This window comes from Nitratireductor lacus (genome assembly GCF_056431025.1).
The window spans coordinates 180,301-207,020 of the sequence record NZ_JBWKMB010000005.1 but is presented as its reverse complement, the minus strand read 5'-3'; the positions used below and the strand labels follow the sequence as shown (position 1 = coordinate 207,020).

General features: G+C 61.5%; 23 protein-coding genes (1 of these 23 running past the window's edge). 4 read left to right on the top strand and 19 right to left on the bottom strand.

The window, feature by feature from the left end; genetic code table 11:
* On the top strand, nucleotides 1-1,883 hold the 3' portion of the coding sequence (locus AC07E3_RS06425; protein WP_336070464.1) for a M23 family metallopeptidase. It extends 55 nt beyond the left edge of the window; only the last 1,883 of its 1,938 coding nucleotides appear in the window; the start codon falls outside the window, past its left edge; it ends in the stop codon at nucleotides 1,881-1,883.
* An 8-nt stretch (nucleotides 1,884-1,891) separates the two neighbouring features.
* On the opposite strand, the gene AC07E3_RS06420 is transcribed toward AC07E3_RS06425, so the two are convergent.
* The 9 genes from AC07E3_RS06420 to AC07E3_RS06380 all read right to left on the bottom strand — a co-directional run bounded on the left by AC07E3_RS06420 (nucleotide 1,892) and on the right by AC07E3_RS06380 (nucleotide 15,003).
* Nucleotides 1,892-3,451 (bottom strand): MFS transporter, encoded by a 1,560-nt coding sequence (locus tag AC07E3_RS06420; RefSeq protein ID WP_478360694.1) that lies wholly within the window; start codon nucleotides 3,449-3,451, stop codon nucleotides 1,892-1,894.
* A gap of 79 nt (nucleotides 3,452-3,530) precedes the next feature.
* Nucleotides 3,531-5,033 carry a L,D-transpeptidase gene (locus tag AC07E3_RS06415; protein WP_478360692.1) on the bottom strand — a complete coding sequence of 501 codons (1,503 nt, stop codon included), beginning with the start codon at nucleotides 5,031-5,033 and terminating at the stop codon, nucleotides 3,531-3,533.
* Between the two features lie 129 nt (nucleotides 5,034-5,162).
* Entirely contained in the window at nucleotides 5,163-5,528 is a 366-nt protein-coding gene (locus AC07E3_RS06410; RefSeq protein WP_065818258.1) for an MmcQ/YjbR family DNA-binding protein, read from the bottom strand.
* A 23-nt stretch (nucleotides 5,529-5,551) separates the two neighbouring features.
* Nucleotides 5,552-8,173 (bottom strand): ATP-dependent chaperone ClpB, encoded by a 2,622-nt coding sequence (gene clpB / locus AC07E3_RS06405; protein WP_065818257.1) that lies wholly within the window; start codon nucleotides 8,171-8,173, stop codon nucleotides 5,552-5,554.
* 215 nt (nucleotides 8,174-8,388) lie between these two features.
* A complete protein-coding gene (locus AC07E3_RS06400; RefSeq protein ID WP_478360690.1) occupies nucleotides 8,389-9,087 on the bottom strand; it encodes a DUF4167 domain-containing protein in 699 nt (232 codons plus the stop codon).
* 318 nt (nucleotides 9,088-9,405) lie between these two features.
* A complete protein-coding gene (gene prmC / locus AC07E3_RS06395; protein ID WP_478360688.1) occupies nucleotides 9,406-10,290 on the bottom strand; it encodes a peptide chain release factor N(5)-glutamine methyltransferase in 885 nt (294 codons plus the stop codon).
* The gene (prfA, locus tag AC07E3_RS06390; RefSeq protein WP_478360686.1) at nucleotides 10,283-11,362 is read right to left on the bottom strand and encodes a peptide chain release factor 1; all 1,080 of its coding nucleotides are present in this window, start codon (nucleotides 11,360-11,362) and stop codon (nucleotides 10,283-10,285) included. The genes prmC and prfA overlap by 8 nt, the downstream gene beginning before the upstream one ends.
* 21 nt (nucleotides 11,363-11,383) lie before the next feature.
* The gene (ptsP, locus tag AC07E3_RS06385; RefSeq protein WP_336070455.1) at nucleotides 11,384-13,654 is read right to left on the bottom strand and encodes a phosphoenolpyruvate--protein phosphotransferase; all 2,271 of its coding nucleotides are present in this window, start codon (nucleotides 13,652-13,654) and stop codon (nucleotides 11,384-11,386) included.
* A gap of 74 nt (nucleotides 13,655-13,728) precedes the next feature.
* Complete coding sequence (locus AC07E3_RS06380) at nucleotides 13,729-15,003, bottom strand: aspartate kinase (RefSeq protein WP_478360684.1); 1,275 nt, start codon at nucleotides 15,001-15,003, stop codon at nucleotides 13,729-13,731.
* Nucleotides 15,004-15,399: 396 nt separating this feature from the next.
* Between AC07E3_RS06380 and ubiG the strand changes: the two genes are divergently transcribed.
* Nucleotides 15,400-16,149 carry a bifunctional 2-polyprenyl-6-hydroxyphenol methylase/3-demethylubiquinol 3-O-methyltransferase UbiG gene (ubiG, locus tag AC07E3_RS06375; RefSeq protein WP_336070451.1) on the top strand — a complete coding sequence of 250 codons (750 nt, stop codon included), beginning with the start codon at nucleotides 15,400-15,402 and terminating at the stop codon, nucleotides 16,147-16,149.
* A 6-nt stretch (nucleotides 16,150-16,155) separates the two neighbouring features.
* On the opposite strand, the gene AC07E3_RS06370 is transcribed toward ubiG, so the two are convergent.
* From AC07E3_RS06370 to AC07E3_RS06355, 4 genes are read right to left on the bottom strand one after another with little or no spacing between them, the layout of a single operon-like run.
* Nucleotides 16,156-16,581, bottom strand: coding sequence for a DUF1178 family protein (locus AC07E3_RS06370; RefSeq protein WP_336070450.1), 426 nt, complete (start codon nucleotides 16,579-16,581; stop codon nucleotides 16,156-16,158).
* Nucleotides 16,578-17,441 carry a carbon-nitrogen hydrolase family protein gene (locus tag AC07E3_RS06365; protein WP_478360681.1) on the bottom strand — a complete coding sequence of 288 codons (864 nt, stop codon included), beginning with the start codon at nucleotides 17,439-17,441 and terminating at the stop codon, nucleotides 16,578-16,580. The genes AC07E3_RS06370 and AC07E3_RS06365 overlap by 4 nt, the downstream gene beginning before the upstream one ends.
* Nucleotides 17,438-17,704 (bottom strand): glutaredoxin 3, encoded by a 267-nt coding sequence (gene grxC, locus AC07E3_RS06360; RefSeq protein WP_025030550.1) that lies wholly within the window; start codon nucleotides 17,702-17,704, stop codon nucleotides 17,438-17,440. The genes AC07E3_RS06365 and grxC overlap by 4 nt, the downstream gene beginning before the upstream one ends.
* 27 nt (nucleotides 17,705-17,731) lie before the next feature.
* A complete protein-coding gene (locus tag AC07E3_RS06355) occupies nucleotides 17,732-18,475 on the bottom strand; it encodes a ComF family protein (RefSeq protein ID WP_478360715.1) in 744 nt (247 codons plus the stop codon).
* A 125-nt stretch (nucleotides 18,476-18,600) separates the two neighbouring features.
* On the opposite strand from AC07E3_RS06355, the gene AC07E3_RS06350 reads away from it, so the two are divergent.
* A complete protein-coding gene (locus AC07E3_RS06350; protein ID WP_223005296.1) occupies nucleotides 18,601-19,470 on the top strand; it encodes a methyltransferase domain-containing protein in 870 nt (289 codons plus the stop codon).
* Between the two features lie 20 nt (nucleotides 19,471-19,490).
* Here AC07E3_RS06350 and AC07E3_RS06345 read toward each other — a convergent pair whose 3' ends face one another.
* The 6 genes from AC07E3_RS06345 to AC07E3_RS06320 form a co-directional block, all read right to left on the bottom strand.
* Nucleotides 19,491-19,658 (bottom strand): Flp family type IVb pilin, encoded by a 168-nt coding sequence (locus tag AC07E3_RS06345; RefSeq protein ID WP_065818236.1) that lies wholly within the window; start codon nucleotides 19,656-19,658, stop codon nucleotides 19,491-19,493.
* Between the two features lie 76 nt (nucleotides 19,659-19,734).
* Nucleotides 19,735-20,055: a hypothetical protein gene (locus tag AC07E3_RS06340; RefSeq protein ID WP_065818235.1), complete on the bottom strand. Its 321-nt coding sequence runs from the start codon at nucleotides 20,053-20,055 to the stop codon at nucleotides 19,735-19,737.
* A gap of 103 nt (nucleotides 20,056-20,158) precedes the next feature.
* Nucleotides 20,159-20,572, bottom strand: a complete 414-nt coding sequence (locus AC07E3_RS06335; protein WP_065818234.1) for a (deoxy)nucleoside triphosphate pyrophosphohydrolase — start codon at nucleotides 20,570-20,572, stop codon at nucleotides 20,159-20,161.
* On the bottom strand, nucleotides 20,569-21,372 hold the full coding sequence (locus AC07E3_RS06330; protein ID WP_081784697.1) for a GNAT family N-acetyltransferase: 804 nt from the start codon (nucleotides 21,370-21,372) through the stop codon (nucleotides 20,569-20,571). Before AC07E3_RS06330 ends, AC07E3_RS06335 begins: the two co-directional genes overlap by 4 nt.
* Before the next feature lie 3 nt (nucleotides 21,373-21,375).
* Nucleotides 21,376-22,617 carry a bifunctional glutamate N-acetyltransferase/amino-acid acetyltransferase ArgJ gene (argJ, locus tag AC07E3_RS06325; protein WP_336070443.1) on the bottom strand — a complete coding sequence of 414 codons (1,242 nt, stop codon included), beginning with the start codon at nucleotides 22,615-22,617 and terminating at the stop codon, nucleotides 21,376-21,378.
* Nucleotides 22,618-22,797: 180 nt separating this feature from the next.
* Nucleotides 22,798-23,709 carry a peptidylprolyl isomerase gene (locus AC07E3_RS06320; protein ID WP_336070442.1) on the bottom strand — a complete coding sequence of 304 codons (912 nt, stop codon included), beginning with the start codon at nucleotides 23,707-23,709 and terminating at the stop codon, nucleotides 22,798-22,800.
* A 244-nt stretch (nucleotides 23,710-23,953) separates the two neighbouring features.
* Here AC07E3_RS06320 and secA point away from each other — a divergent pair, with 244 nt between their 5' ends.
* The gene (secA, locus tag AC07E3_RS06315) at nucleotides 23,954-26,683 is read left to right on the top strand and encodes a preprotein translocase subunit SecA (protein ID WP_478360676.1); all 2,730 of its coding nucleotides are present in this window, start codon (nucleotides 23,954-23,956) and stop codon (nucleotides 26,681-26,683) included.
* The last annotated feature ends 37 nt before the right edge of the window (nucleotides 26,684-26,720 follow it).

Here is a 26,720-nt window from a genome sequence, read left to right as displayed (position 1 = left end):
CGGACGGACGCAGCGGCCCGCCCGACCGCCGCGAGATCTCGGCGCGCTGGCTCATCGGCACTTTTCTGACCGGCGTGACATCGACAGTGCTCATGGGCGTCGCACTCTCCGCAGCCCTGGACGGAAGGCAGCAGCTCGCCACACCGCCGGAGATCGCCCTTCTCGGCGAGATCGCAGACCCCGCCGGCGAAGCCGCAAAAACCGCGCGCCTCGTCACGCCGCATACGATCAGCCGCGGCGAAGACAGGCGCATGATGGAAGTCTCGACGGTCATGCGAAGCGGCGACACCGATGTCATCCGAACGCTGCCCTTCGTCCACGCCAAGATGGCGCTGACAGCCAATCATCCAACGGAGAAGGACTACCCGCCCTTCGACCCGCTTGCCGTGTTCGCTGAAAGCGGGGCGACAAGCACCGCACGAACCGGCCTTATCTACGGCGCCAAGGTCGAGAGCGAGGTCAGCCTCAAAAGTCATGATTTTCCGCTTCGCTCCTCCGACTTCAGTTCGGCCCGCAGCCTGAGCACGGAGGAGGTCGAGGTTGCCGTACGCAACACGGGCGCAATCCTGACCGACGGTGACGTGCAGGTCGCGGCGCTACACTATGTGGACCCGCAGCGTTTTGGTGACACATTCTCCACGCAGGCACTCGCAGCCTTCAGCGCGCGCGTCATACCCGAGAACGTCTCCATAGCCGCGCGAACCGCGCGGGAAACCGCACCTGAATTCGCGGAGGACCTGATCCCCTTCCGCACCGAGCGGGCGATTGCCGAAGTCTTTGCCCAGTCGGGCTACAGGGGCAACGATGTAGACGGTATGGTCGAAGCGATCACCAAGCTGCTCAATGCGCCCGACCTTAAGGCCGGCACGCTGCTGCGCGTGGGCGTCGAGATGCGCGGCGAGCAGAGCCGCGTCGTGCGCACGAGTGTCTATGAGGGCAGGAAGCATATCGTGACCATCGCCCTGGACGATCGTGATCAGTACGTGCCGGCAGAGGAGCCGGAGATGAACCCCGTTCTTCTTGCTGCTCTCGACCACCCGACCGCGCCGCGCCGCATGCCGCGCGCCGATCTGCCCCGGGTCTATGATGGCATCTACCGCGCCGCCTACGCCTATGGCCTGACGCCGGAGATGACCAAGCGCCTGGTGAAGCTTCTGTCTGCGGATGTCGATTTCCAGTCGCGCCTTTCTCCCACAGACAGGCTCGAAGTGTTCTTCTCTGCACCCGACGCGGAGAAAAATGCCACCGACCAGTCCGAACTGCTTTACGTCAAAGCCAGCTTTGGCGGAACGACACGCACATTCTATCGCTTTCAGTTTGAAGACGGGACCGTCGATTATTTTGACAGCGAGGGCCGCAGTTCGAAGCGCTTCATGTTGAGAAACCCAGTTCCCAACGGCCGTTTCACATCTGGATTCGGAATGCGCCGGCACCCGGTGCTGGGGTATAGCAAGATGCATACGGGCGTCGACTGGGGCGCCCCCCGCGGCACACCGATCATCGCTGCCGGCGACGGTGTGGTGGAGAAGGCCGGCTGGGCGGGCGGCTATGGCCGGCAGACCATCATCCGCCACAACAACGGTTTCAAGACCTCCTACAACCACCAGAGCGGGATTGCCAAAGGCGTGACAGCCGGCGCCCGCATTCGCCAGGGTCAGGTGATCGGCTATGTCGGCGCCACCGGTCTGGTGACCGGCAACCATCTTCACTACGAGATGATCGTCAACGGCACCAAGGTTGATCCGATGCGCGTGCGGCTGCCTGACAATCGCGCGCTTAAGGGCGAAGACCTGCTGGCCTTCGAACGCGAGCGCAGCCGCATCGACGAGCTGCTGAAGGAAAACGAGGATGCTCCGCTTTCGGTGGCATCGAGCGGAAGCTGATCGCCGGGTCAGTCCGCAGCGGCATCGCCTGACGGTTCGTCCGACTTCGATTGCTGGGTCAGCCAGGCAACAAGCGCGGAAGCCACACAGAACGCACACATTATCCAGGCAATGCCCGAGAACGCGGCATCGCTTGCCGTGACACGGGCCGCCTCCAGCGCTTCGGGCAGCGGCGAACTGGTCGGCTCTCCATAACCCGGCACAAGCGCCCTTTCCGGCCCCACTGCGCTGGCATAGCGATGCGCTGCTAAGGCCCCCATCGCCGCAACGGCCATCAGGCCCGCAATACGCGAGATGGCGTTGTTGATGCCTGAAGCTGCACCGGTATCCTCATCGTTCACCGAGGTCATGACCGCCGTGGAGAGGGGTGAGACAACCAGCGCCATCCCCAGCCCCATCAACACCATCATCGGAAATGCCCCCGACCAGAACCGGTGAATGCCCGCACCCGAGATCGCCGCCAGCCCGCCAAAAGCCAGTGCCACGACAAGGCTCCCGGCCGTTATCGGCAGGCGAGGCCCGACAGCGTCGGACAAACGGCCGACGGGCCCCGACAGGCCGGCAATGGCGACTGACAGGGGAAGAAAAATAAAGGCCGTCGTGGCTTCTCCCAGCCCCCAGCCCGTAATCAACAGCATGGGCAGGTAGAAGAGGATGCCCGACAGGGCGAAATAGAGGACGAAGGTCGCAATATTGGCACCTGAGAAGGGCACAATGGCAAACAGCGACAGATCGATCATCGGCGCCTTGCGCGACCGCTCCCAGACAATGAAACCCACCAGGAAGGCACCTCCGAGGATCAGAGGCAAGGCCGCAGCGGACCCACCGCCGCTCCCGGCGTTTTCAGCGGAGAGCATGGTCAGGCCATAGGACATGGCGCCAAAGGCAAGCGTTGCCAGCACCGCTCCCGCGACATCCAGTTTCCGATCACCCGTCGGCCGATCAGCCGGCACACGCAGAAGCATTGCGACGGCAAGCACCCCGAGCGGCAGATTGATCGCAAAAATGACGCGCCAGGCAGCATCACCGAAGACCGACAGGAGCAGACCGCCGAAAACCGGGCCGATCGCCGTGGTCAGGGCGGAAGATGCCGCCCATATTCCAATCGCCCTGCCCCGTTCCTCCTTGGGATAGGCCTTGGCGATGATCGCCAGACTGCCCGGCACCATGAATGCCGCACCGACCCCCTGCACCCCGCGCGACAGGATCAGGGTGCTGGCCGACGGAGCGGCGGCGCACGCCATTGAAGCCAGGATGAAAAGAACGATGCCCGCGATGAAGGTCTTTCGCAGGCCAAATTTATCGCCTGCTCCACCACCAACCAGGATCAGAGCCGCCAGCGCCAGTGCGTAGGCGTTGGAAATCCACTGCGCATCGGCAAGCGACGCGCCAAGATCGGCACGCATCGCCGGCATGGCGACCGATACGGCAGATCCGTCGATGAAGCCGAGCGCCGATGCCAGTATGGCGGCGAGCAGCACATAATGCCGCCGCGAGGCCGGGCAAAACGTTCGCTCTGCCGCAGCGTCAAGGGCGAGCTCCGGCTCTATTTCGCATGGTCCCTGCATGGGAAGCGAGCGTAGCCGCCAAACGCGGTCTCATCAATCAATCGGGACGGCGCACCGTCGCAATCTGCGTCAGCCTCACCTACTCGGCGAAGGTTACGGTGACTCCCGGCTTGACACGCTTCGCCAGTTCCTCGGCATCCCAGTTGGTCAGGCGGATGCAGCCATGCGAAGCGGTCTTGCCGATCTTGGAAGGATCGGGCGTGCCGTGAATGCCGTAGGTCGGCTTGGACAATGCAATCCAGACAGAACCGACCGGACCGTTGGGACCAGGCGGTATGGTCAGGACCTTGTCGTTGTTGCCCTGTTTGAAGTTGATTTTTGGATTGTAGGTGTACTCCGGATTGAGGGCGATCCGTGCCACGGTATGTGTTCCCGTTGGCGAGGGTGTGTCGGATGAACCGATCGTCGCGGGATACGCAGCGACAAGCTGGCCATCTTCATTATAGGCACGCAGTTGTTTCGCGCTCTTGTCGGCCACGATGCGGGTGACAGCCGCCTTCATGGGTTTCCCGACATTGACCACCTTGATGATCGTCCCCGGCCGATTGAAGTTTGCGTCCGGGTTAAGCGCGGTCAGATACTTTTCGTCCATATGGAAACGCTCTGCCAGCATCTCCACAACGGAGGTATAGGACAGCGCGTCGAGCTGGGCCTTGTGCGCATAATCCGCCGGAACCGATGCAACATAAGGCCCCGCGGCGTCCTCGGCAGTGATGGTGTACTCCTTGAAAGCCGGGCCGCCGGTGCGCTCCAGCTCCGCCTCAATCCATTCCTTGTCGTAGGTCCTGAGGGTTTGCCCCGTGATCTCGCGATAGGCCCGGATCGCCTTGTTCACATTGTCGCCGGTGTGGCCATCGATCACGCCGGGTGAGGCACCGACACGATCGAGCAGCACCTGGAACCGGGTCACATCCTCGCTGACACCGCGCGGCATGACCACAGCGCTGTCCTTTGGCAGCGTCGGGGTGCCGGACGCATTGCCCGATCCGGACCTGAAGCCGGTGTCCTCGCCAGGGATAGCCGCCATACTGTCACGGGGATCTGGCGCGTCGAGCGGCGCACGTTCGATCGGCGCGCGCCCATAATTCGGAGCCTCGGGATAAACATTGCGGTCGTCGTATCGAGGAGACTCGTCATACGACCGATTCGCATAGGGATCCGAATAGCGATTGTCGGGCGCATTGCGCGCCCTGCCGCGATCGCGCCGATAACGGTCGACCTCGCGCGGATCGGAAAAATCATAAACCTGGCCGTTGAATTCGCGCGGGCGCGAGGGCCGGCGCTCATATTGCCTGCTGCCTGGTGCCGGCGGGCGGATTTCAACCACCTCGCCAGTAAAGGCATCGACGATGATTTCGCGGCCGTACTGATCGATGTAGACATCGAAATCGTAATTCTGCGCGAGTTCTATGGGCGCTTCTGCGGGCTCGGCATTGAGCACCGTCTGGTTGCCTGCAACGTCACTGGCCGACTGGAATATCTGACCGTTGCGCCGTGTCTCAACCTCCGGCATCGCGGCCCAGGCAGCCGTAGGCCCCATGACCAGGCACAAAGCGGTCAGCAAATTCAGTTTCACGTTCATCGCCCCTCGTCTCATCCCACACGGATAGGCTGTTCGCCCGCCGGCGATTCGCCCATTTGACGAATGATTTACCATAGGAGATGAACCGGACGTGAAGATGGCGGCAGTTGTGACATTTTCGCGGCAGGCTCAGGCCGTATCGAGCCCCAGTTCCCGCCTGAGCTTTCGGGTCAGGCCCGAAGCCACGATTCGGTGGCTTTCAGCCAGATAATCCGCAAGCGCATCATCATCCATCGTTTCCCCTGTCTGCCGCTGGATCCACTTCATGCCGCGCGAAGCCAGATAAGGTGCGGGACGCAGACCCGGCTGCTCCCGGAGCACGTCGAACGCCATATCTGAACACTTAAAGGAGACGGCAAGGTTTCCCTGACTGGCCTGACTGCCGATGGCGAATACCTTGCCGCCCACTTTCCAGACATGTGAGCCACCCCATTGAACAACATGGGTGGTGTGCGGAAGGGCACCGCAAACCGCGTTGTATCTATCGATCTGCATGTGCCCTCCCCGGCTTTGTCGCGTTACGCCGCCTGTTCCGCCCGCTCTTCAAGAGATGCTTTGCGCGGCCGAAAATTCAGCCGATCGGAACCCGCCGTAACCTTCACGGTGGAGCCATCGAAGATCTCACCCTGGAGAATCTTCTCGGCCAGCGGATCCTGAAGCTCTTTCTGGATCACGCGTTTTAGAGGACGCGCACCATAGGCGGGGTCGTAGCCCTTGTTCGCCAGCCAGTCGATTGCCTCGCCGTCGAGATCGAGGGTGATCTTGCGGTCTGCAAGCAGCCTTTCCAGACGCTGCAACTGGATTTCGACGATCTGGCCCATATCCTGCCGGCGCAACCGGTGGAAGAGGATCACTTCGTCGATCCGGTTGAGGAATTCAGGCCGGAACGAAGCCTTGACCACATCCATCACTTCGCTGCGCACCTTGTCGACATCATCGCCTTCGCCGAGATTCACGAGGTACTCGGAACCGAGATTCGATGTCATGACAATCAGCGTGTTGCGGAAGTCGACCGTGCGGCCCTGACCATCCGTCAGGCGCCCGTCATCCAGCACCTGCAAGAGCACGTTGAACACGTCCGGATGCGCCTTTTCGATCTCGTCGAAAAGAATGACCTGATAGGGCCGGCGGCGAACGGCCTCCGTCAGAACGCCCCCTTCCTCATAGCCGACATAGCCGGGAGGCGCGCCGATCAACCGGGCCACCGAGTGCTTCTCCATGAACTCCGACATGTCGATGCGCACCATGGCCTGCTCGTCGTCGAACAGGAAACTGGCGAGCGCCTTGGTCAGTTCCGTCTTGCCGACACCAGTCGGGCCGAGGAACATGAAGGAGCCGATCGGCCGGTTCGGGTCCTGCAGGCCGGCGCGGGCACGGCGTACAGCCTTGGAGACAGCCTGAACCGCCTCGCCCTGACCGACGACGCGCCTGGCCAGCTCGTCCTCCATTCGCAACAGCTTTTCACGCTCGCCCTCAAGCATCTTGTCGACCGGAATGCCGGTCCAGCGCGAGACGATATGAGCGACGTGGTCGGGCTTCACGGTCTCTTCGACCATGCCAGTGGCGCCTTCTTCTTCACCCTGGGCCTCTGCCTCGGCGAGCCTCTTTTCCAGTTCCGGAATCTGGCCATAGGCCAGTTCGCCGGCACGCTGGAACTCACCCTTGCGCTGGGCGATAGCCAGCTCGTTGCGGGCCTCGTCGAGCTGCTTCTTGAGGTCAGCGGCAAGGCCGAGCTTGTCCTTCTCGGCCGCCCACAGGCTGGTGAGCCGCGCCGATTCCTCCTCGAGGTCGGTCAATTCCTTCTCGAGCTTCGCCAGACGATCCCTGGACGCTTCGTCCTTTTCCGCCTTAAGCGCTTCCCGCTCGATCTTGAGCTGCATGATGCGCCGGTCGATTTCATCGAGTTCTTCCGGCTTGGAATCCACCTGCATGCGCAGGCGGGATGCCGCCTCGTCCACCAGGTCGATGGCCTTGTCGGGCAGAAACCGGTCCGTGATATAGCGGTTGGAGAGTGTCGCGGCAGCGACCAGGGCCGAGTCTGAGACCCGCACCTTATGGTGCTGTTCGTACTTCTCCTTCAATCCACGCAGGATCGAAACCGTATCTTCGACGGTCGGCTCGCTGACGAAAACCGGCTGGAAACGGCGTGCCAGTGCCGCATCCTTTTCCACGTGCTTGCGGTATTCATCGAGCGTCGTCGCACCGACGCAGTGAAGCTCACCGCGCGCAAGGGCCGGCTTCAGAAGGTTGGAAGCGTCCATGGCGCCATCGGCCTTGCCGGCCCCGACGAGCGTATGCATCTCGTCGATGAACAGGATGATGTTGCCGCTGGCGGCCGTCACCTCCGACAGGACAGCCTTCAAACGTTCCTCGAACTCGCCGCGATATTTCGCACCGGCGATCAGCGCGCCCATATCGAGCGCCATCAACTGCTTGTCCTTCAGCGATTCGGGTACGTCACCGTTGACAATGCGCAGCGCGAGACCTTCGGCAATGGCCGTCTTGCCGACGCCCGGCTCGCCGATCAGAACGGGATTGTTCTTGGTGCGGCGGGACAGCACCTGGATCGTGCGGCGAATCTCGTCGTCGCGGCCAATCACCGGGTCGAGCCTGCCGGCGCGGGCATCTGCGGTCAGATCGCGCGCATATTTCTTGAGGGCGTCATAGCCCTGCTCGGCGCTGGCCGAATCGGCCGTGCGGCCCTTGCGAATATCATTGATGGCCTGGTTCAGCGCCGTCGGCGTGACACCAGCCCTGGACAGGATGTCTGCGGTTTTGGCGGATTTTTCCACCGCAAGCGCCGTCAAAAGGCGCTCAACGGTGACGAAACTGTCACCGGCCTTCTTTGCCAGTTCCTCGGCAGTGGAAAAAACCTTTGCAAGGGGCTGGGCCATGTAGAGCTGGCCATTGCCGCCTTCCACCTGGGGCATGGCTTTCAGCGCTGCCTCGACCCCGAGGCGCACGTCTTCGGCGCGACCGCCGGCCCTTTCGATCAGGGAGGCAGCAAGCCCCTCCTCATCGTCGACAAGCACCTTGAGCAGATGCTCCGGCGTAAACTGCTGATGGTTACTGGTGAGTGCGAAAGTCTGTGCGGCCTGGATGAAACCGCGCACCCGCTCCGAATATTTCTCAAAGTTCATAAGTGTCTCCATTTCCCTGCCGGCCTGCTTTGCAGCACCGGCAACGACCAATGCGACGGGCTCCCATAAACCGTGATCGGATCAGATTATCACGGTCTTCTGTGGCAAGCCCAACTGTTTGGGATATGGGAACATATCCCTATCGGCACAAGATGGAGATCAAACGAAAACGGCGGGGAAGTCCCGCCGTCGATGTGTCCTTTATGTCAAAATGGTCAGCCCTGGGCGACAATCTCTTCAGAGACCGTAGCCGAGGCCGCAGCTTCGCCGCTGTCGCCGCCTTCGGCATCCTCGGTCTTGCGAGCACGGGTGCGGCGCGGGCGTTTGGCCGGCTTCTCGCCTTCCTGCCCCTCTTCGCCATCCTCTGCCTTTGCAGCGGCGGGTTTGCGCCCGCGGCGAGCAGGCTTTGGCTTCTCATCTTCAGCGCTGCCGTTCATACCGTCGGCGGCGTGTCCATTGCCGGCATTCGCATTGCCTTCATCGCCATTCAGCGCCAGCTCTGCCGGCACACCCTTGATCTCGGGCTGCGGGCCGGAGCCATCTTCGACGCGTTTCTGTCGCTGGGGCTTCTGATTGCCGCCGTTTGCCTCCGCGACGTCCTGGTCGTCACCGTCAACATCAGAATCCTCGCGGTTCTCGCGCGTCTGCTGCTGTTGCTGAAGCTGGGCCTGGGCTGCAGCGATAATGCGATTGTAGTGTTCCGCATGCTGCAGGTAATTCTCGGCCATCACGCGATCACCGGAACTCTGCGCATCGCGCGCCAGCGTAGCGTATTTATCTGCCACCTGTTGTGCGGTTCCGCGGATTTTTACATCCGGGCCATTACTCTCGTAGCTGCGCGCTAACGGATTTGGGCCCTTGCGGTTGTTGTTGCCGCGACCGCGCATGCGCCTGTTCTGCTGTTGTGGCCTCATTCGACTCTCTTGGTTTTCGAGACTGCTTGTTCGAGACAGATTTTTTGAAACGATACTCTTTCAGATAGCGGACGACGGCGGGAAGCCAGCAGTCTCACATCTCCCCTTGGCTGTACGCCGCTCCGCTTGACGCGGGCGCCAATGCCATAGCTGTTCCGCTTCATATCAGTTGCCGGACAATCCCCACAATGAAGCAGAGGCGTAAACGCCTTTCACGACAGCTGGTCCTCGGGAACCGAATCGATAACGGTGCTGTCTGCTTCGTCCCATCCGGTAGCCGGAACCTAGCGGCATTCTTTTGCAAAGCCAAGCTTTTTTTCAACCTCGTTCACGAGCTGTTTCCAGAGCAAAAATCAACACCCGGTCGTGCCCGGCGAGGTCTCGGCCAAGCTTTTTGAAACGGAAGCCCTGCTCGGTGAAAAGCCCGGTCACACTCTCCCTTTGGTCATGTCCGATCTCTACGGCAACCGTACCACCAACCGCCAGATGATTGGCGCACTCAGCGGCAAGCCGCCTGTAGGCATCCAGACCGTCCTCGCCGGCAACCAGTGCGCGGCGCGGGTCATGCCCGCGGACCTCTATGGCGAGGTCGTGCCAGTCGTCTTCCCGAATATAGGGCGGATTCGAGACGATGAAATCGAAACGTCCGTCAATTTTTTCAAACCAGTCGGACAGGCGCGTCTCAAACCGCGCCCCGTAACCATTCATATCGGCATTGGCGCGTGCCGTTGCAAGCGCATCAGCGGAAATATCCGCGCCGACGGCGTGCGCCACAGGCAAAACGCTGAGCAGGGCAAGGGCGATTGCACCGGTTCCGGTTCCCAGATCGAGAATGCGCCAGGGGCGATCCTCGCCGCCGAGCCCGCGCGCTTCTTCCAGAACGAGGTCGACGAGCGTTTCTGTGTCCGGGCGCGGTTCCAGAGTTTCCCTGGAGAGCTTCAGATTCAGTCCGTAGAACTCCCTGTGACCGATGATGCGATGCACGGGTTTGCCGGCAATGCGCTGCTCGACCACCTGCTCTGCCAGAGCGCGCTCAGCACCGGTAACGGGCCTTTCAGGCCGTGATACGGCGTCAAGCCGCGTGGTTTGCGTGACATGTTCGACCAGAAGACGCGCGTCGAGGGCCGCTTCGCAGATACCGGCCTTTGCCAGCCGCTCCCGCGCCCACGCCAGAAGCGCCCCAAGCGTCTGCGCGTCAGCCATCCGCCCCGGTTTCCGCGAGCAGCTTTGCCTGATGATCGGAGATCAGCGCATCGATCACCTCATCGAGATCGCCTTCGATCACCCGGTCAAGCTTGTAGAGAGTGAGGTTGATGCGATGGTCCGTAAGGCGCCCCTGCGGGAAATTATAGGTGCGAATGCGTTCGGAACGGTCGCCCGTTCCCACCTGCAGACGCCGCGCTTCGGAACGCTCGTCAGCCGCCTTCATGCGCTGCATGTCAAAGAGACGCGCGCGCAGGATCTGCATGGCGCGGGCTCGGTTCTGATGCTGAGACTTCTCCGCCTGCAGCACGACAATGCCAGTTGGGATATGGGTGATGCGCACCGCCGAATCGGTGGTGTTGACGTGCTGTCCGCCCGCACCCGAAGCGCGCATCGTATCGATGCGGATGTCGTCGGGCTTGATATCGACATCGATCTCCTCGGCCTCTGGCAGCACGGCCACTGTGGCGGCGGACGTGTGAATGCGCCCCTGCGCTTCCGTCGCCGGAACACGCTGCACGCGATGAACGCCGGATTCGAATTTCAGACGCGAAAACACGCCGCGACCAGAAACGGTGGCGATGATTTCCTTGTAGCCACCGGCCTCGCCCTCGCTGGCCGAAACCACCTCGACCCGCCAGCCCTTCTCCGCGGCGTAGCGTTCATACATGCGGAACAGATCGCCTGCGAAAAGGGCCGCCTCGTCGCCGCCGGTGCCCGCACGGATTTCGAGAATGGCGTTCTTGTCGTCGGCTTCATCCTTCGGCAGGAGCAGGATCTGCATCTCTTCGCCGAGTGTCTCGATGCGTCCCTCGACGTCTTCAAGGTCGGCCTCTGCGAGCTCGCGCATTTCCTTGTCGGTCGCCGGATCGGCAAGCATCGATTTGAGATCATCGAGTTCAGCTTCGGCCTGGCGCAGCTCGCGAATCTTGCCGGCAACCTCCTGCAGCTCGGAATACTCGGAAGCAAGCTTCACATAAACATCGGGTTCCGGCCCGGCCGCCATCTGCGTTTCGATAAGCTCGAAACGTTTGAGAACCTGGTCCATGCGGTCGCGCGGCAAGTCGGTCATCGACGGGAAAGCCTGTCAGTTCTAGAGAGCAATGGAGTGCTTGTTTGCGAAATCGCGAAGCAGCGCGCGAATATCGGTGGATGCGCTGTGGTTGGCAAGGGCTTCTTCCATCACGACTGAAAGGTCTGACAGGGGCAGCTCGCAAAGCATAGCCTTTACCGGGCCAATGGCTGCCGGCGCCATGGAAATGGACCGAAAGCCAACCCCGAGCAGAGCCATCGCTGAGATCGGTCGTCCTGCCAGTTCACCGCACAATGTCACGGGCGTGCCGTACTGGTCGCCGGCACGCACGATCTGGCGAAGAATGCGCAGGAAGGGCACGCTCAGGGGATCGAAACGTTCCGCGATACGGGTGTTGCCGCGGTCCGTCGCGGTCACGAACTGGAAAAGATCGTTGGAACCGACGGAGACGAAGTCCACCGCCTGCATCAGTTCCTCAAGCTGCCAGAGCAGAGCCGGCACCTCGATCATGGCGCCGAGCTTGAGGCGCGTCGGCAGGAGATAGCCGAAACGCGAAAGGTGCCGCACTTCCCGGTCGATGATGTCGCGCGCCTGGCGCACTTCGCTGACTTCGGTGACCATCGGCAGCATCATGCGCAGTTCACGACCGCCCGACGCCTTCAAAAGCGCCCTGATCTGCGTTCGAAGCAGCCCCGGACGGTCGAGCGTCAGGCGGATGGCACGCCATCCAAGCGCCGGATTTTCCTCGTGCTGCGCGCCCTTGAAATAGGGCAGCACCTTGTCGCCACCGATGTCGATGGTGCGGAAGGTGACCGGCTTTCCGTCGGCCGCTTCCAGCACTTCCCGATAAAGCCGCTCCTGCGCCTCGACCCTGGGAAAGGCCGCAGCCACCATGAACTGCAGTTCGGTGCGGAAAAGCCCGATGCCTGCCGCGCCCGACTGCGCCAGCTGCGGCAGATCGACGGCCAGTCCGGCATTCATCATCAGGTCGACGGGAACGCCGTCTCTTGTTTCCGTCGGACGGTCGCGGAGTTCCTGGTAGAGTTTTTGACGCCGGGCGCGGAAACGCACCTTCTCGGCATAGGCTTCCTCGACATCGCCCTGCGGTCGCAGGTGCACCTGCCCGTCTTCGCCATCGACGATGATCGCGTCGCCATTCTCCGACATGGAGACGGCGCCCTTGACCTGACCGACCGTCGGAAGGCCGATGGCGCGGGCAACAATGACGATATGGCTTGTGGGCGCGCCCTCCTCCAGCACCAGACCGCGCAGTTTCTGGCGGGGATAATCCAGCAGTTCTGCCGCCCCCATGGAGCGGGCGACGATGATTGCGTCCTTCGGCAGGATTTCCGCCAGCGCATCGGGCCCCCGCCCCATGAGCTGGCGCAACAGTCGGTTGGCGAGATCGTCGAAATCGCTCATCCGCTCGCGCAGATAAGGATCGGTCATGTGCATCATGCGCGCGCGCATGTCGCTCTGCACCTTCTCGACCGCCGCTTCTGCGGTCAGACCATTGTTGATCGCCTCCTTGAGGCGACGCACCCAGCCGCGATCATTGGCGAACATCCGGTAGGCTTCAAGAACCGCACGGTGCTCGCCTTCAAAGGCAACGTCGCGCCGCGACAGCATATCGTCGATGGAGAGCCTGAGCGAATCGAGCGCTGTCTCCAGCCGGTCCAGCTCATCATCGCTGTCTTCGTTAAAAAGCGCAGTGACGACAATACGCGGCTCATGCAGCACCACATGGCCAAGCCCCACGCCCTCATTGAAGGGCAACCCCGTCATGCTGACGGGGCGGCTGAGATCGAGCTCGATGCCCGGTCGGGTAAGCCTTGCCAGATCGCCCGTGGCAATCATCTCCGCGATGACCATTGCCACCGTCTCCAGCGCCTCGATCTCGTCTTCGCGGTAGTGCCGCATGGTGCGGTTCTGCACGACGAGGACGCCCAGCGTGCGTCCGGCCCGGAGGACCGGTACGCCGAGGAAGGAATGATAGACCTCTTCCCCGGTTTCCGGCAGATAGGTGAATGCGGGGTGCTTCTGAGCGTCTGAAAGGTTGAGCGGGCGTGCACTGGCCGCAATGGTGCCGACCAGGCCCTGGCCAAGACGAAGCTGGGCCAGATGAACCGCACCGGGGTTCAGCCCCTCGGTGGCGTAAAGTTCCAGCATGGAATCGGCACGCAGCACATAAAGCGAGCAAACCTCGGCGACCATGTTCTGGGCGATTTCACGAACGATATGGTCGAGACGCTCCTGTGGATCGAGCGCCTCGGCCATCAATTCCCGCAATCGCCTTAACAGCACTCTCGGGCCGCCGGCAGAATCTCGCATCGAACCCCTCTCCCTTGGCCAATGCCAGCCACTTGCAGGAGCCAGGCAGAAGCCGGTTTTCGGGTTGTTGTTTTCTACTGCTTATCGAGACCGTAGACAGAATGCAAAGTGCGGACGGCCAATTCTGCATAAGGACCGTCGATCAGGATCGAAATCTTGATCTCCGATGTGGTGATTGCACGAATATTGATGCCCTTCTCTGCCAGGGCCTTGAAGGCAATCGCGGCAACGCCGGCATGGCTGCGCATACCGATGCCGATAACGGAGACCTTTACCAGGCCCGCCTCCGACTGAATCGCGTCGAAGCCGATCGTCTCGCGCACTTTCTCAAGCACCGAAACGGCCTTTTCGAGGTCGCCCGAAGGCACGGTGAAGGTCATGTCGGTGCGCGAGCCATCTTCCGAGATGTTCTGCACGATCATGTCGACATTGATGTTGGCCTCGGCGAGCGGACCGAAAATGCCGGCAGACACGCCGGGACGATCCGCGACGCGACGAAGCGATATCTGCGCCTCGTCCTTGGCGTAGGCGATGCCGGTGACGACTTGCTGTTCCACGATTTCATCCTCATCGCAAATGAGCGTGCCGGGCGGGTTTACGAGATCACCCATACCCGGCGCATCCGGATCCTCGAAAGACGATCTGACAAAGGTTCTGACCTTGTGCACCATGGCCAGCTCCACTGACCGCACTTGCAGCACCTTGGCGCCAAGCGAGGCCATTTCGAGCATTTCTTCAAACGAAATTTTCGGCAGGCGGCGTGCCTTGGGCTCGATGCGCGGATCGGTCGTATAGACGCCATCGACATCGGTGTAGATGTCGCAGCGATCGGCCTTCACCGCGGCGGCGACCGCGACGGCGCTGGTGTCGGAGCCACCGCGCCCCAGTGTGGCGATGCGGTTGTCGGGACCGATGCCCTGAAAACCCGCAACCACCGCGACCTGACCGGTGCCCATGCGACGGACGATCTCGCTGCCGTCAATATCCTCGATGCGCGCCGCGCCATGCGCGCTGTCGGTGCGAATCGGAATCTGCCAGCCCTGCCAGGAGCGCGCATCGACCCCCATGGACTGAAGGGCAATCGCCAGCAAACCGCTGGTGACCTGCTCGCCCGAGGCAACGATGGCGTCATATTCGCGGGCATCAAAGAAAGGGGATTCTGCACCGGTGGCCCTTGGCATGGCCTGCGCCCAGCCGACCAGTTCGTTGGTCTTGCCGGACATTGCCGAAACGACAACAGCCACTTCATGCCCTGCATCCGTTTCGCGTTTGACGTGACGTGCCACATTATGGATGCGGTCGATATCGGCGACGGAGGTTCCGCCGAACTTCATCACGATGCGCGCCATGGGAACGGAGTGCCTTTGCTCGGGAATTCCAACCGCCCGAAAGGGGCGAACACAACACGACGCAGCGACGGAGCCCCGCCCTGCGCCGCGCACTCCATACCCAAAAGATCGGTTATCTGCAAGCAAGGTAACAGAGCGCTTCTAAAGCGCCAGGAAAACGCCCGAAAACCATTCGCTCCAGGTATGCCATCGGATCAGCCGGGGCCGTCGAGACAATTCCCGCCTTGACAATCAGGCTCCGCACCCCGACTTCATGGGCCTGGCTTAGATCGCCGTGCGTCCATCCGGGCGCGCAAAGGACGATCCAAACTATGAATGGAGCATCGGAGTAGCCCGAAAACCGGATTCCACTTTTCGGTCCGATGCTCTAGATCAACACCCAGCGAGGGGTTTTCGATGTCCGAGGCACGGCAAACGACGATCGACACGCGTGAAATCGAGCATTTCTCGGCGCTGGCGACGGAATGGTGGAATCCGGCTGGCAAAATGGGTGTACTGCACAAGTTCAATCCCGTACGTCTGGCCTATATACGCGACCATGTGGCCGCCCATTTCGGCCGCGACCCGCATGCAGCGAAACCCTTTGCTGGATTGCGCATGCTCGATATCGGTTGCGGCGGCGGACTTTTGTGCGAGCCCATGGCGCGTCTCGGTGCAGATGTGGTTGGCGCGGACGCGTCCGAAACCAACATCGAGGTGGCGAAAATTCATGCCGGGCAGAGCGGGCTCTCCATCGACTATCGCGCCACGACAGCGGAAGCCCTGGCCGACGCCGGTGAACGTTTCGACATCATCCTCAACATGGAAGTGGTGGAACATGTTTCCGACGTGGACCTGTTCCTGTCCAAGTGCGGCGCCATGCTGAAGCCCGGTGGCCTTATGTTCGTCGCCACGATCAACCGCACGCTGAAAGCCTGGGGGCTGGCGATCATTGGCGCTGAATATGTGCTTGGATGGCTGCCCCGCGGCACACACCAGTATGAGAAGCTCGTGCGCCCGAGCGAACTGGAAAAGGGCCTCGCCAGCGCTGGCATCGAGATCATCGACCGCAGCGGCGTGGTTTACAATCCTATCGGCGACCGCTGGCAGCGCTCACGCGACATGGATGTCAACTACATGGTCGCGGCAACAAAGCCCGTCGCCTGAGCAGCGTCAGTTCTGTTCTTCCGGGAAAAGTGGCAGCGGCATGAACTCGACGCCGTCTTCCAGGAGCGACGCGGCTTCTTCGGACGTCGCCTCGCCGTAAATGCCACGGGCCTCGGTTTCGCCGAAATGGATTTTGCGCGCTTCTTCAGCGAACCTGTCGCCGACATAGTCCGCGTTCTCCCGCACCTTGTTTGAAAGTTCCTTGAGCTGGGCCAGCGCCTTCTTTTGCTGCTCGCCCATGGCAAGGGCTATCTGTTCGCGCCGCTTTCCGGTGGAAACCGCCGGCGCCATCAGAGCCTTTTCCACGTTGCCGGAGCCGCAATGCGGGCATGAAACGAGACCGCGCTCCTTCTGACCATCGAAATCCGCATTGTTGCGAAACCATGCCTCGAACGCGTGGTCGTGCTCACAGATCAGATTGAAACTGATCATGAGGCCTTCCTTTCAGCCGAGGCGCCACCCGAAACCCGCGCGACCGAAAAATCGCGCGCATTTTTCAGATTTGGAATCTTCGCGCGCGCGGCCGCCACCTGATCGAGATCGAGTTCGGCAATGGCAATGCCCGGTGCGTCCCCGTCCACTTCGGCCAGCACCCGGCCCCATGGATCGACGATCAGCGAATGGCCATAGGTCTCTCGTCCGTCCTCATGCAGGCCGCCCTGTGCAGCACTGATCATGAATGCGCCATTTTCAATGGCGCGAGACCGCACCAGCACATGCCAGTGCGCTTCACCGGTCTGGCGCGTAAACGCCGCCGGCGCGGTCAACACCTGGGCTTCTGCCCTTGCGAGCGCGCGGAAGAGCTGCGGGAAACGCAGATCGTAGCAGATGGCGAAGCCAAGCCGTCCAAAGGGAAGATCGGCCACCACGGCCCGTTCACCGGGCGCGTAGGTGGCTGATTCGCGCCAGCTCTCGCCATTGTCGAGATCCACATCGAACATGTGGAGCTTGTCATAGGTGGTGACGAGCTCACCGTCGGGCGCAAAAAGAAAGGCGCGGTTCGCCACACGGCCATTGTCCAGCGCAACAGCGGTGGAGCCGAGATGCACAAAGATCGACAGTTCCCGCGCAAGCGCCTGCGCCCGGTCGACCACAAGCGCCCCACGCCCTCCGGCGATCCGCGAGGCCAGGTCTTCGCGGCCACGCACCAGAACGCCGGTCATTTCCGGGCTCTGCACATACTGTGCCCCCTGACCCGCTGCCTCACGCACCAGAGCCTCGAAAGCGTCGGCATTCGCCTCCGGCTCCGTGCCGGAGCGCATCTGAAGGGCGGCGGCGACCAGCTTGCTCATGCCCGGGCCTCCGTCAGCATCGCGTCGAGTTTTCCAGCACGCTCAAGCGCGTGCAGTTCGTCGCAGCCGCCCACATGGGTATCGCCGATGAAAATCTGCGGGAATGTAGAGCGGCCGTTTGCGCGCTGGATCATCTCCTGGCGCAGCTCATTGGAAAAGCTTGCATCATGCTCTGTATAAGAGACGCCCTTGCTGTCGAGCAGGCGCTTCGCAGCACTGCAGAAACCACACATCATCCGGGTATAGATCGTCACATCGGCCATAGTCGGCTCCATACTCTTCTTGCAGGCTTATATAGGGCCTTGATCGTCGGCCCGGAAGTCCCCCAGCAGAACGCGCGCGAAGGTCAGGACATCGACACGGCGCGCGCCGGCCCGTTTCAGAACACGCGCTGCCGCGGCAACCGTAGCGCCTGTGGTGTAGACATCGTCCACCAGAATGATGCTGCGTGATTTGATCTGCGGCAGCGACGCATCAGGCACACGAAAAGCCCCGCGCACATTGGCTTCGCGCTCGCGGGCACCCAGCCCGACCTGCTGGCGCGTGCGCCTGACGCGGACAAGCGCCTCGGGCGCATAATCGAGCCCGCCACCACGCGCAACCGCACGTGCCAGTTCCGCCGACTGGTTGAAGCGCCGCGCCAAAAAGCGGGCGCGATGCAGCGGCACGGGGATGACCAGATCGCCTTCGGGCATGAGTTCGCCTCCGGCGCGCAGCATCCACCGGGCCATCCAGGGGGCAAGGTCCGTGCGATCGCGGAATTTCAGCCCCTGCACCAATCTGCGCGCGACGCCCTGATAGACGACCGCCGAGCGTGCCCGCGCAAACGGCGGCGGGTTCGCAATCGCCTCGGCAGAAAGCATGTTTTCACCGAGATCGATGGAGAACGGCGTGCCCATTACCGGGCACCATGGCCGCTCCAGAAACCGCAACCGCCCCCAGCAGGATGGACAAAGCGTTCCAGGTTCAGTCACGAGATTCGAACAACCAAGACACGTTGGCGGAAACAGCACACGCTGCAGCCAACCCGTCATCACGCCTGAAAATCGCGAGACGCCAGTCACCAGGTTCCCCCAAGCCGCCATTTCCCCAAAAGGCATTGCTCTTTGCCAGCATAGCGATTTTATGCGATGGCGCATCCTCAAACAGAGGACCCTGCATGGAACAGCTCTTCGACAGCGAACTCGCCCTTCTGCGCAAGAAACGGGCCCTGATGCAGGGCGATCCGGGCGCACGCTTCCTGATGCAGCGGGCCGCGGACGACCTCGAAGACCGGCTGGCGACCGTCGAACGGCAGTTCGAGCGTGCCGCCGCTGCGTTCTGCCTGACAGACGACGCTGCGCGCGCCATCCGCACGAGCGGCAAGACAGACGACATCACCCGCATTGAGGCAGATCCGGCTTTTCTCGAGAAGAACGGCATAATCGCAGATGTCGAGACGTTGCCGGCCGAACCCGGCAGTTTCGACCTCGTCGTCTCACTGCTCAGCCTGCACGAAGTGAACGACATTCCGGGAATGCTTTCGCAGATTCGACGCGCACTGAAGCCGGATGGACTGTTTCTGGGAGCCATGGCCGGCGCGGGCACGCTCCAGGAGTTGCGGGAAGCCCTTCTGGCGGCCGAGACGGAGCTCTCCCAGGGTGCCGCGCCGCGTGTCAGTCCCTTTGCCGATGTCCGTGACGTGGGCGGCCTTCTCCAGCGTGCGGGTTTTGCCCTGCCGGTGGCCGACCTCGAAACCGTCACCGTCCGCTATGCGACCATGTTCGACCTGATGCGCGATCTGCGTTCCATGGGCGCGACCAGCACCCTTGCCGCCCGCTCGCGCAGACCCGCAACCCGCGCGCTGTTCATGCGTGCCGCGCAGATCTATGCGGAACGGTTTTCCGATCCCGACGGCCGGATCAGGGCGACCTTCAACATTGTGTGGATGTCGGGCTGGGCACCGCACGAATCGCAACAGAAGCCGCTGGCTCCCGGCAGTGCCAAAATGTCTCTGAAAGAGGCGCTGGAAAAGAGCAACAGAAAGTAAGCGCAGCGCTCACGGAGACCTCAGGGATTGGTGGCACTTACCTGGTCGGCGACGTTGTTATAAGATGCCCTGAGTTCATTTCCGGTCTGTCGGGCACCGACGATAATGGCCAGCGAAATCAGCCCGGCGATCAAAGCGTACTCGATCGCGGTTGCGCCTGACGTGTCCTTGAGAAAGTGCCTTCCCATCCGCGGGACTCCCCTGATTGAAGTGCGACCGTAGGATGAAAGCCTTAAGAAACCCTGAGAGCCGCCGGGAGGTTTGTCAGCAATCTCCGCTGTGACGGCCGCTCTGGTGGATGACACACACGGAGTTCCGCGAGGGCTGAAGCACGCTGCGCCGGATCGTATAGTTTCGGCTGTCGCGTTTGGTGGAAGCGGTCGTTATGGGATCTATGCCAAACGGCGCGCCAATCTGCGCAACATTTGAGCGTGTGCGCTTTTCGGCAATCGGTGTCAGGACAAGCGCCAGCGCAACACCTGCCGTGCCAAACAGCAATGCAACCCGAAGCGCCCCCATGCCCATATGACCAGCGCGCACGGTCCAGCCCGCGCGCTCCATGTCGCCTGTCTCGCCGAACGTCATCACAGCCCCTCACCAGAAGGTTAAACCCAGCCGCGAATGCGGCGCGTCCCCACAATCAAATTGGCATTGTTGCGTAAACGAAGGATTAACCCTGGCGGGCAGATCAAAGCAGATCGATCAGGAAGGGTATGAGCGGCGCATCCGCCGGCGGCATGGGATAGTCGCGCATGTCACGCGGCCTCACCCATTTCAGTCCCTGCCCCTCCTGGGCCCGTGGCGTGCCCCAGAAGCGGCGGCAGACATAGAGCGGCATCAGGAGGTGAAAATCCTCGTAGGTGTGGCTGGCAAAAGTAAGCGGTGCGAGACAGGCCGTTTTCGTCTCGATCGCCAGTTCTTCGTGAAGTTCACGAACAAGCGTGTTCTCAGGCGTTTCACCGGCCTCCACCTTGCCGCCGGGAAATTCCCACAGCCCGGCCAGGGCCTTGCCCTCCGGCCGTTTGGCGAGGAGCACCCGTCCGTCCGGGTCGACCAGCGCGCAGGCTGCCACGAGGAGGATCCGTTTGGATTGATCGTTCATACGGCGCGCTCCGTCTCGCCCGCCGGCCCCGGCTGGCGATAATGATATGTATAGATTTCACGGAAACCGAGCGCTCGATAGAGACGCAGTGCCACCGCATTATCGGCCTCAACCTGCAGCCAGGCCCGTTCGGCACCATGCGACCGCGCCCATTTGAGTGCTGAAAGCAGGACACGGCGCCCGTAGCCTTTCCCACGCCAGGAAGGCCTTGTCGCGATCTCGAACAGGCCTGCCAGATCGCTGTCATGCACGCAGATGGCCGTCGCAACCGGTTCTTCGCCCTCTTCCAGAACGAAAAGCCCCGTCTCGGGCCGGATCGCACCAATGACCCGGGAAAGCCCGGCACGATGAAGCTCCTCGTAACCGTGAACCTTCAGCGTGGCATTGACGAAGCGTCGCCGGTCCTTGAGCGGAATCTGATCCATCGCCTCGGCAAGGTCCGCCTCGCGCAGATCGAGCGCCATCACCAGCGAATGCCCAAGCGTCGCCCAGCCCCGCTGATCGAGATAACTGGAGATTTCCGGTGCTGCGAGCGGGGAAAGCCGAAAGGTTACCGGCCGCCCATAAGCGCTGAACTGCTCTGCCGCCCGTTCGATCCGCGTCTCGAGATTGCGGTAGTCTCCGGGATCGAGCGGGTTGATGGAATTCAGCCGCTTGGCCGGATGGCCCGCCGTCAATCGCAGAACCCAGGTGCCGTCATAGGCAACGGTCTCTGCCGGCCACGCGCGCAACCCCGCCGCTTCAAAGCGGCGGATGATCGCGAAGTCTTTTTTTGCGTCCTGCCTCACCTGGCCTGGCACACCCTAGCTCCGGTAGTCGCCATTAATGGCGACATATTCCTTGGTCAGGTCGCAGGTCCACACGGTGGCCTTGCCACGCCCGATACCAAGATCCACGCGCAACGCGATCTCATCCTTTTTCATATAAGCGGATGTCGCCTCTTCGGAATAGCCAGGGTCACGCTCGCCCTCATGGGCAACGCGAATGTCGCCGAACCAGATCGACAGAAGGTCGCGTTCTGCCGGCTCACCCGCCTTCCCCACGGCCATCACGACCCGCCCCCAATTGGCGTCCTCGCCCGCCACGGCCGTTTTGACGAGTGGTGAATTGGCAATGGAGAGTGCAATCTTCTTTGCCGAACGGGACGACTTCGCCCCGGTCACGGTGATCTCAAGCTGCTTGCGTGCACCCTCGCCATCACGCACCACCTGCAGGGCGAGGTTCTTCAGGATGCGGTTCAATGCCCGACGGAACCCGGCAAGTCTCGGGTCTCTGGCATCGGTGATCACCGGCGCGCCCCTCCTGGCCGCAGCGCCCGTTGCAAACATCATAAGCGTGTCACTGGTGGATGTATCGCTGTCGACCGTAACGGCATTGAAGGTCTTGCCTGTCCCTTTGGAGAGGAGTTCCTGCAGAACGGGTGCCGCAATCGGCGCATCGGTTGCCACGAAAGACAGCATCGTCGCCATGTCCGGCGCAATCATGCCGGCGCCCTTGGCGATACCGTTAATGACAACATCCACGTCGCCGACGCTGGCAATGGCCGTCGCCACTTTCGGATAAGTGTCCGTGGTCATGATGGCTCGGGCCGCCTCCAGCCAGCCCTCGGGCTTCGCATCGCGCGCCATACCCTCCAGAAAGCCGGTGATACGTTCAGCGGGAAGCGGTTCTCCGATCACCCCGGTGGATGCCATGAAAACCGTATCCCTGCCCGCGCCAACCGCCCCGGCTGCGGCCTCGCCGACGGCAGCCGTTGTCGCGCGGCCCTTTTTCCCGGTAAAGGCATTGGCGTTCCCGGAATTCACGACGAGAATGCGCGCGGCTCCACCGGCCAGGTTTTCACGGCAGAACTCGACGGGGGCGGAAGGACATTTGGAGCGGGTGAAAACACCGGCAACCGTCGTACCTTCATCGAACACCATCGCAAGAAGATCGGTTCGCCCCCTGTATTTCACGCCTGCCTCAGCCGTTGCGATGCGCACACCGTCCACAATCGGCATGGAGGGATATTTTTTCGGAGCAAGGGGAGAGATTGCAGCGGACATTGGCCAGACTTACCGAGGTTGCGACTTTTGGTGCCTGTCGGTCTGCCCGAGTTTTTTTTCCGACGCAAGCCGAAACCAGTGTCTCACGACCGCGGAACCCGGCTGCCTGCAATCATCGGATAAAACAGAAAGCGGCGGGCGCCAGGCACCCGCCGCTTTCCATTCAGGCTGTCGGACATCTTATTCGGATTTGGCTGGCTCTTCGGCCTTACCGCTCTCCGAAGCCGCGCCTTCGCGCTGCTTCTCAATGCCATCGATGAACTCCTTGAGCGCCGGGTCCTTCACATCGACCTCGGCCGCGTCGCGGAGGGCAGAAACTTCCTCGACATATTTCTCACGCACCAGTATGGACCGCACCCGGTCCTTCACGGCGTCGAATGCAGGCGGCTGCTTGGCCCGCTTGTCTTCGACCTTGATCACATGGAAGCCGAACTGCGTCTCGGTCGGCTCCTTGGAATATTCGCCCGGATTGAGCGCGAAGGCGGCCTTTTCGAACTCCGGCACCATCTGGCCTGATGTGAAATAACCGAGATCACCGCCATTGGCGGCAGCACCATCGGTGGATTTCTCCTTGGCGATCTCCTCGAAATTGCCGCCCTCCTCGAGCTGCTTGATGATCGCTTCGGCTTCTTCCTTGGTCTTCACCAGAATGTGACGTGCCCGCACCTCGTTTACGGCAGGGGCATCAGCAATCTGCTTGTCATAGCTGGCGCGCACCTCATCCTCGGAGACCGCACCATCCACCACTTTTTCGATAAACGCCGCATGGAGCGCCTGCTGACGCAGGAAGGCAAGACGCTTGGCAAAATCCTCGCCTTCCGCGAGGCCCTTTTCTTCAGCCTGCGAAGCCAGAAGCCGAATCTCGATCAATGCCGAGAGCAGCGCGGCGCGGCGCTGCGGTTCCGGCAGATTGCCGAACTGTGCACCATACTCCTCGCCAGCGACGGCCAAATCGCCCTCCGTGATCTCCATACCGTTGACGGTGGCGACGACATCGGCATCGGCAGCGTGGGCGGGCATGAAGCCCACGGCGGCCAGCGTCAGACCGGCCCCAACCTGAACGGCCAGGAAACGGCGAAACGATTTCAGCATGAAACTCTCCGTTCGTGATTCAGAATTTGCCCAAACCGCCTATGAATATGGCGGAATTTTGCGCAAGAGCGCATGTTTAACGCGGCGTTGACATCACTCTTGGCCCCTCTTATCTGTCCTGATGTCCTGCGTCCAGAACCGTTTTCCGGGCGCTGATTGTTATATAATTGCTCTCGCTCGGCACGAGCGGGGTTTGAACCCCGCTCCACGCGTGCCGTCTGTCAGGAAGTGAAAGGACCACTGGATGGTCAGTCTCGGCGGTCTCGCCCGCAAGGTTTTCGGCTCCTCAAACGATCGCCGCGTCAAGGGCTTCCGCCCGCGCGTCGCCGCGATCAACGCGCTCGAAGACGAAATGAAGGCGCTGTCCGACGAGGCATTGCGCGGAAAAACCGAAGAGTTCCGCAAGGAACTTGCCGCAGGAAAATCGCTCGACGACATTCTTGTTCCCGCCTTTGCGGTGGCGCGAGAGGCTTCGCAGCGTGCTTTGGGCATGCGCCCCTTCGACGTACAGCTCATCGGCGGCATGGTGCTCCATGATGGCTGCATCGCCGAGATGAAGACCGGTGAAGGCAAGACGCTGGTTGCCACCCTTCCCGTCTATCTCAACGCATTGTCCGGCAAGGGCGTGCATGTGGTGACGGTGAACGATTACCTGGCCAGGCGCGACTCCGAATGGATGGCACGGCTCTATGGCTTTCTCGGCCTGACGACGGGCGTCATCGTGCATGGCATGTCGGATGAGGAGCGCCGCGCGGCCTATGCCTGCGACGTCACTTACGGCACCAACAACGAGCTTGGCTTCGATTATCTGCGCGACAACATGAAGTATGAGCGCGACCAGATGGTACAGCGCGGGCATTCCTTCGCCATCGTCGACGAGGTGGACTCGATCCTTATCGACGAGGCGCGCACGCCGCTCATCATTTCCGGTCCGCTGGACGACCGCTCCGAACTTTACAACAAGATCGACACCTTCATTCCGCATCTCGTGGAAGACGATTACGAAGTCGACGAGAAGCAGCGCACCGCGACCTTCACGGAAGAAGGCACGGAAAAGATGGAGAACATGCTGCGCGAAGCCGGCCTGTTCAAAGGTGATTCGCTTTACGACATCGAGAATGTCGCCATCGTCCACCACCTCAACAATGCGCTTAAGGCCCACAAGCTGTTCCAGCGCGACAAAGATTACATCGTCCGCAATGGCGAGATCGTCATCATTGACGAGTTCACCGGCCGCATGATGCCCGGCCGCCGCTTCTCCGAAGGCCTCCACCAGTCACTCGAAGCCAAGGAAAACGTGGCGATCCAGCCGGAAAACCAGACGCTCGCCTCGATCACCTTCCAGAACTATTTCCGCATGTACGACAAGCTGGCCGGCATGACCGGCACGGCATCGACGGAAGCGGAGGAGTTCGGCAATATTTACGGCCTCGAAGTCATCGAGATCCCGACAAACCTGCCGATCCAGCGCCTTGACGAAGACGACGAGGTCTACCGGACCGTCGAAGAGAAATTCAAGGCCATCGTACGGGAAATCAAGGAAGCCAGCGCCAAGGGGCAGCCGATCCTCGTCGGCACGACCTCGATTGAGAAATCCGAGTTTCTCGCCGAACGCCTGCGTCAGGAAGGCGTCAAGGATTTCGAAGTGCTGAATGCCCGCCATCACGAGCGCGAGGCCTTCATCGTTGCGCAGGCAGGCAAGCCCGGAGCGATCACCATCGCCACCAACATGGCCGGCCGCGGCACCGACATCCAGCTCGGCGGCAACCCGGACATGCGGATTGCCGAAGAACTGGGCGACATGGAAGCCGGCCCGGAGCGTGACGCGAAAGAGCAGGCCATCCGCGAGGATGTGAAAAAACTGAAAGAGCAGGCGCTCGCCGCAGGCGGCCTCTATGTTCTGGCGACGGAACGCCATGAAAGCCGCCGCATCGACAATCAGTTGCGCGGGCGTTCAGGCCGTCAGGGCGATCCCGGCCGTTCAAAGTTCTTCCTGTCGCTTCAGGACGATCTGATGCGCATCTTCGGCTCCGACCGGATGGACGGGATGCTGCAGAAACTTGGTCTCAAGGAAGACGAAGCCATCGTCCATCCCTGGATCAACAAGGCGCTTGAAAAGGCGCAGAAGAAGGTCGAGGCGCGCAACTTCGACATCCGCAAGAACCTGCTCAAGTTCGACGACGTGATGAACGACCAGCGCAAGGTCGTCTTCGAGCAGCGCCTCGAGCTCATGGACGGTGAGAATCTCTCCGAGACCGTCGCCGAAATGCGCCAGGACACGGTCGACGATCTGGTGGCCCGGCATATCCCCGAGAAGGCCTATGCCGAGCAATGGGAGACCAAAGAGCTCCGTGAGGCCGTGCAGGCCTCGCTCAACCTGGATCTGCCCATCGAGGAATGGGCACAGGAAGAGGGCATTGCCGAGGACGACATCCGTGAGCGTATCACCGAGGCGACAGAGGCTGCCGCGAAAGATCGCGCAGAGCGCTTCGGGCCCGACATCATGACTTATGTCGAGAAGTCGATCCTCCTGCAGACCCTCGACCATCTGTGGCGCGAGCATCTGGTCAATCTCGATCATCTGCGCTCGGTTGTCGGCTTCCGCGGTTACGCCCAGCGTGACCCTCTCAACGAATACAAGACCGAAGCCTTCGAGCTGTTTCAGGCCATGTTGAGCAATCTGCGTCAGGTGGTCACTTCGCAGCTCATGCGTGTCGAACTGGTCCGCGAGGCCGCCGATGCCCCGCCGCCTGAAGCACCCGACATGCAGGCCCATCATATTGATGGTTCCACGGGTGAGGACGAATTTGCCGGTGGCGACACGATGACCCTTTCACGCAACGAAAGCAGTGTCGTACCTGCTGAGGAACGCGACCCGAACGATCCCGCGACCTGGGGCAAGGTCGGCCGCAATGAGGCGTGCCCCTGCGGTTCCGGCAAGAAATACAAGCACTGCCACGGCGCTTTCGCCTGAGGTAGCTGCACAGGAAATGCAGTCAAAAGCCGGGTTA

Coding starts and splice junctions, on each gene's coding strand:
- AC07E3_RS06420 (WP_478360694.1), bottom strand. CDS start 3,451: ATGCAGGGACCATGCGAAATAGAGCCGGAGCTCGCCCTTGACGCTGCG.
- AC07E3_RS06415 (WP_478360692.1), bottom strand. CDS start 5,033: ATGAACGTGAAACTGAATTTGCTGACCGCTTTGTGCCTGGTCATGGGG.
- AC07E3_RS06410 (WP_065818258.1), bottom strand. CDS start 5,528: ATGCAGATCGATAGATACAACGCGGTTTGCGGTGCCCTTCCGCACACC.
- clpB (WP_065818257.1), bottom strand. CDS start 8,173: ATGAACTTTGAGAAATATTCGGAGCGGGTGCGCGGTTTCATCCAGGCC.
- AC07E3_RS06400 (WP_478360690.1), bottom strand. CDS start 9,087: ATGAGGCCACAACAGCAGAACAGGCGCATGCGCGGTCGCGGCAACAAC.
- prmC (WP_478360688.1), bottom strand. CDS start 10,290: ATGGCTGACGCGCAGACGCTTGGGGCGCTTCTGGCGTGGGCGCGGGAG.
- prfA (WP_478360686.1), bottom strand. CDS start 11,362: ATGACCGACTTGCCGCGCGACCGCATGGACCAGGTTCTCAAACGTTTC.
- ptsP (WP_336070455.1), bottom strand. CDS start 13,654: ATGCGAGATTCTGCCGGCGGCCCGAGAGTGCTGTTAAGGCGATTGCGG.
- AC07E3_RS06380 (WP_478360684.1), bottom strand. CDS start 15,003: ATGGCGCGCATCGTGATGAAGTTCGGCGGAACCTCCGTCGCCGATATC.
- ubiG (WP_336070451.1), top strand. CDS start 15,400: ATGTCCGAGGCACGGCAAACGACGATCGACACGCGTGAAATCGAGCAT.
- AC07E3_RS06370 (WP_336070450.1), bottom strand. CDS start 16,581: ATGATCAGTTTCAATCTGATCTGTGAGCACGACCACGCGTTCGAGGCA.
- AC07E3_RS06365 (WP_478360681.1), bottom strand. CDS start 17,441: ATGAGCAAGCTGGTCGCCGCCGCCCTTCAGATGCGCTCCGGCACGGAG.
- grxC (WP_025030550.1), bottom strand. CDS start 17,704: ATGGCCGATGTGACGATCTATACCCGGATGATGTGTGGTTTCTGCAGT.
- AC07E3_RS06355 (WP_478360715.1), bottom strand. CDS start 18,475: ATGACGGGTTGGCTGCAGCGTGTGCTGTTTCCGCCAACGTGTCTTGGT.
- AC07E3_RS06350 (WP_223005296.1), top strand. CDS start 18,601: ATGGAACAGCTCTTCGACAGCGAACTCGCCCTTCTGCGCAAGAAACGG.
- AC07E3_RS06345 (WP_065818236.1), bottom strand. CDS start 19,658: ATGGGAAGGCACTTTCTCAAGGACACGTCAGGCGCAACCGCGATCGAG.
- AC07E3_RS06340 (WP_065818235.1), bottom strand. CDS start 20,055: ATGACGTTCGGCGAGACAGGCGACATGGAGCGCGCGGGCTGGACCGTG.
- AC07E3_RS06335 (WP_065818234.1), bottom strand. CDS start 20,572: ATGAACGATCAATCCAAACGGATCCTCCTCGTGGCAGCCTGCGCGCTG.
- argJ (WP_336070443.1), bottom strand. CDS start 22,617: ATGTCCGCTGCAATCTCTCCCCTTGCTCCGAAAAAATATCCCTCCATG.
- AC07E3_RS06320 (WP_336070442.1), bottom strand. CDS start 23,709: ATGCTGAAATCGTTTCGCCGTTTCCTGGCCGTTCAGGTTGGGGCCGGT.
- secA (WP_478360676.1), top strand. CDS start 23,954: ATGGTCAGTCTCGGCGGTCTCGCCCGCAAGGTTTTCGGCTCCTCAAAC.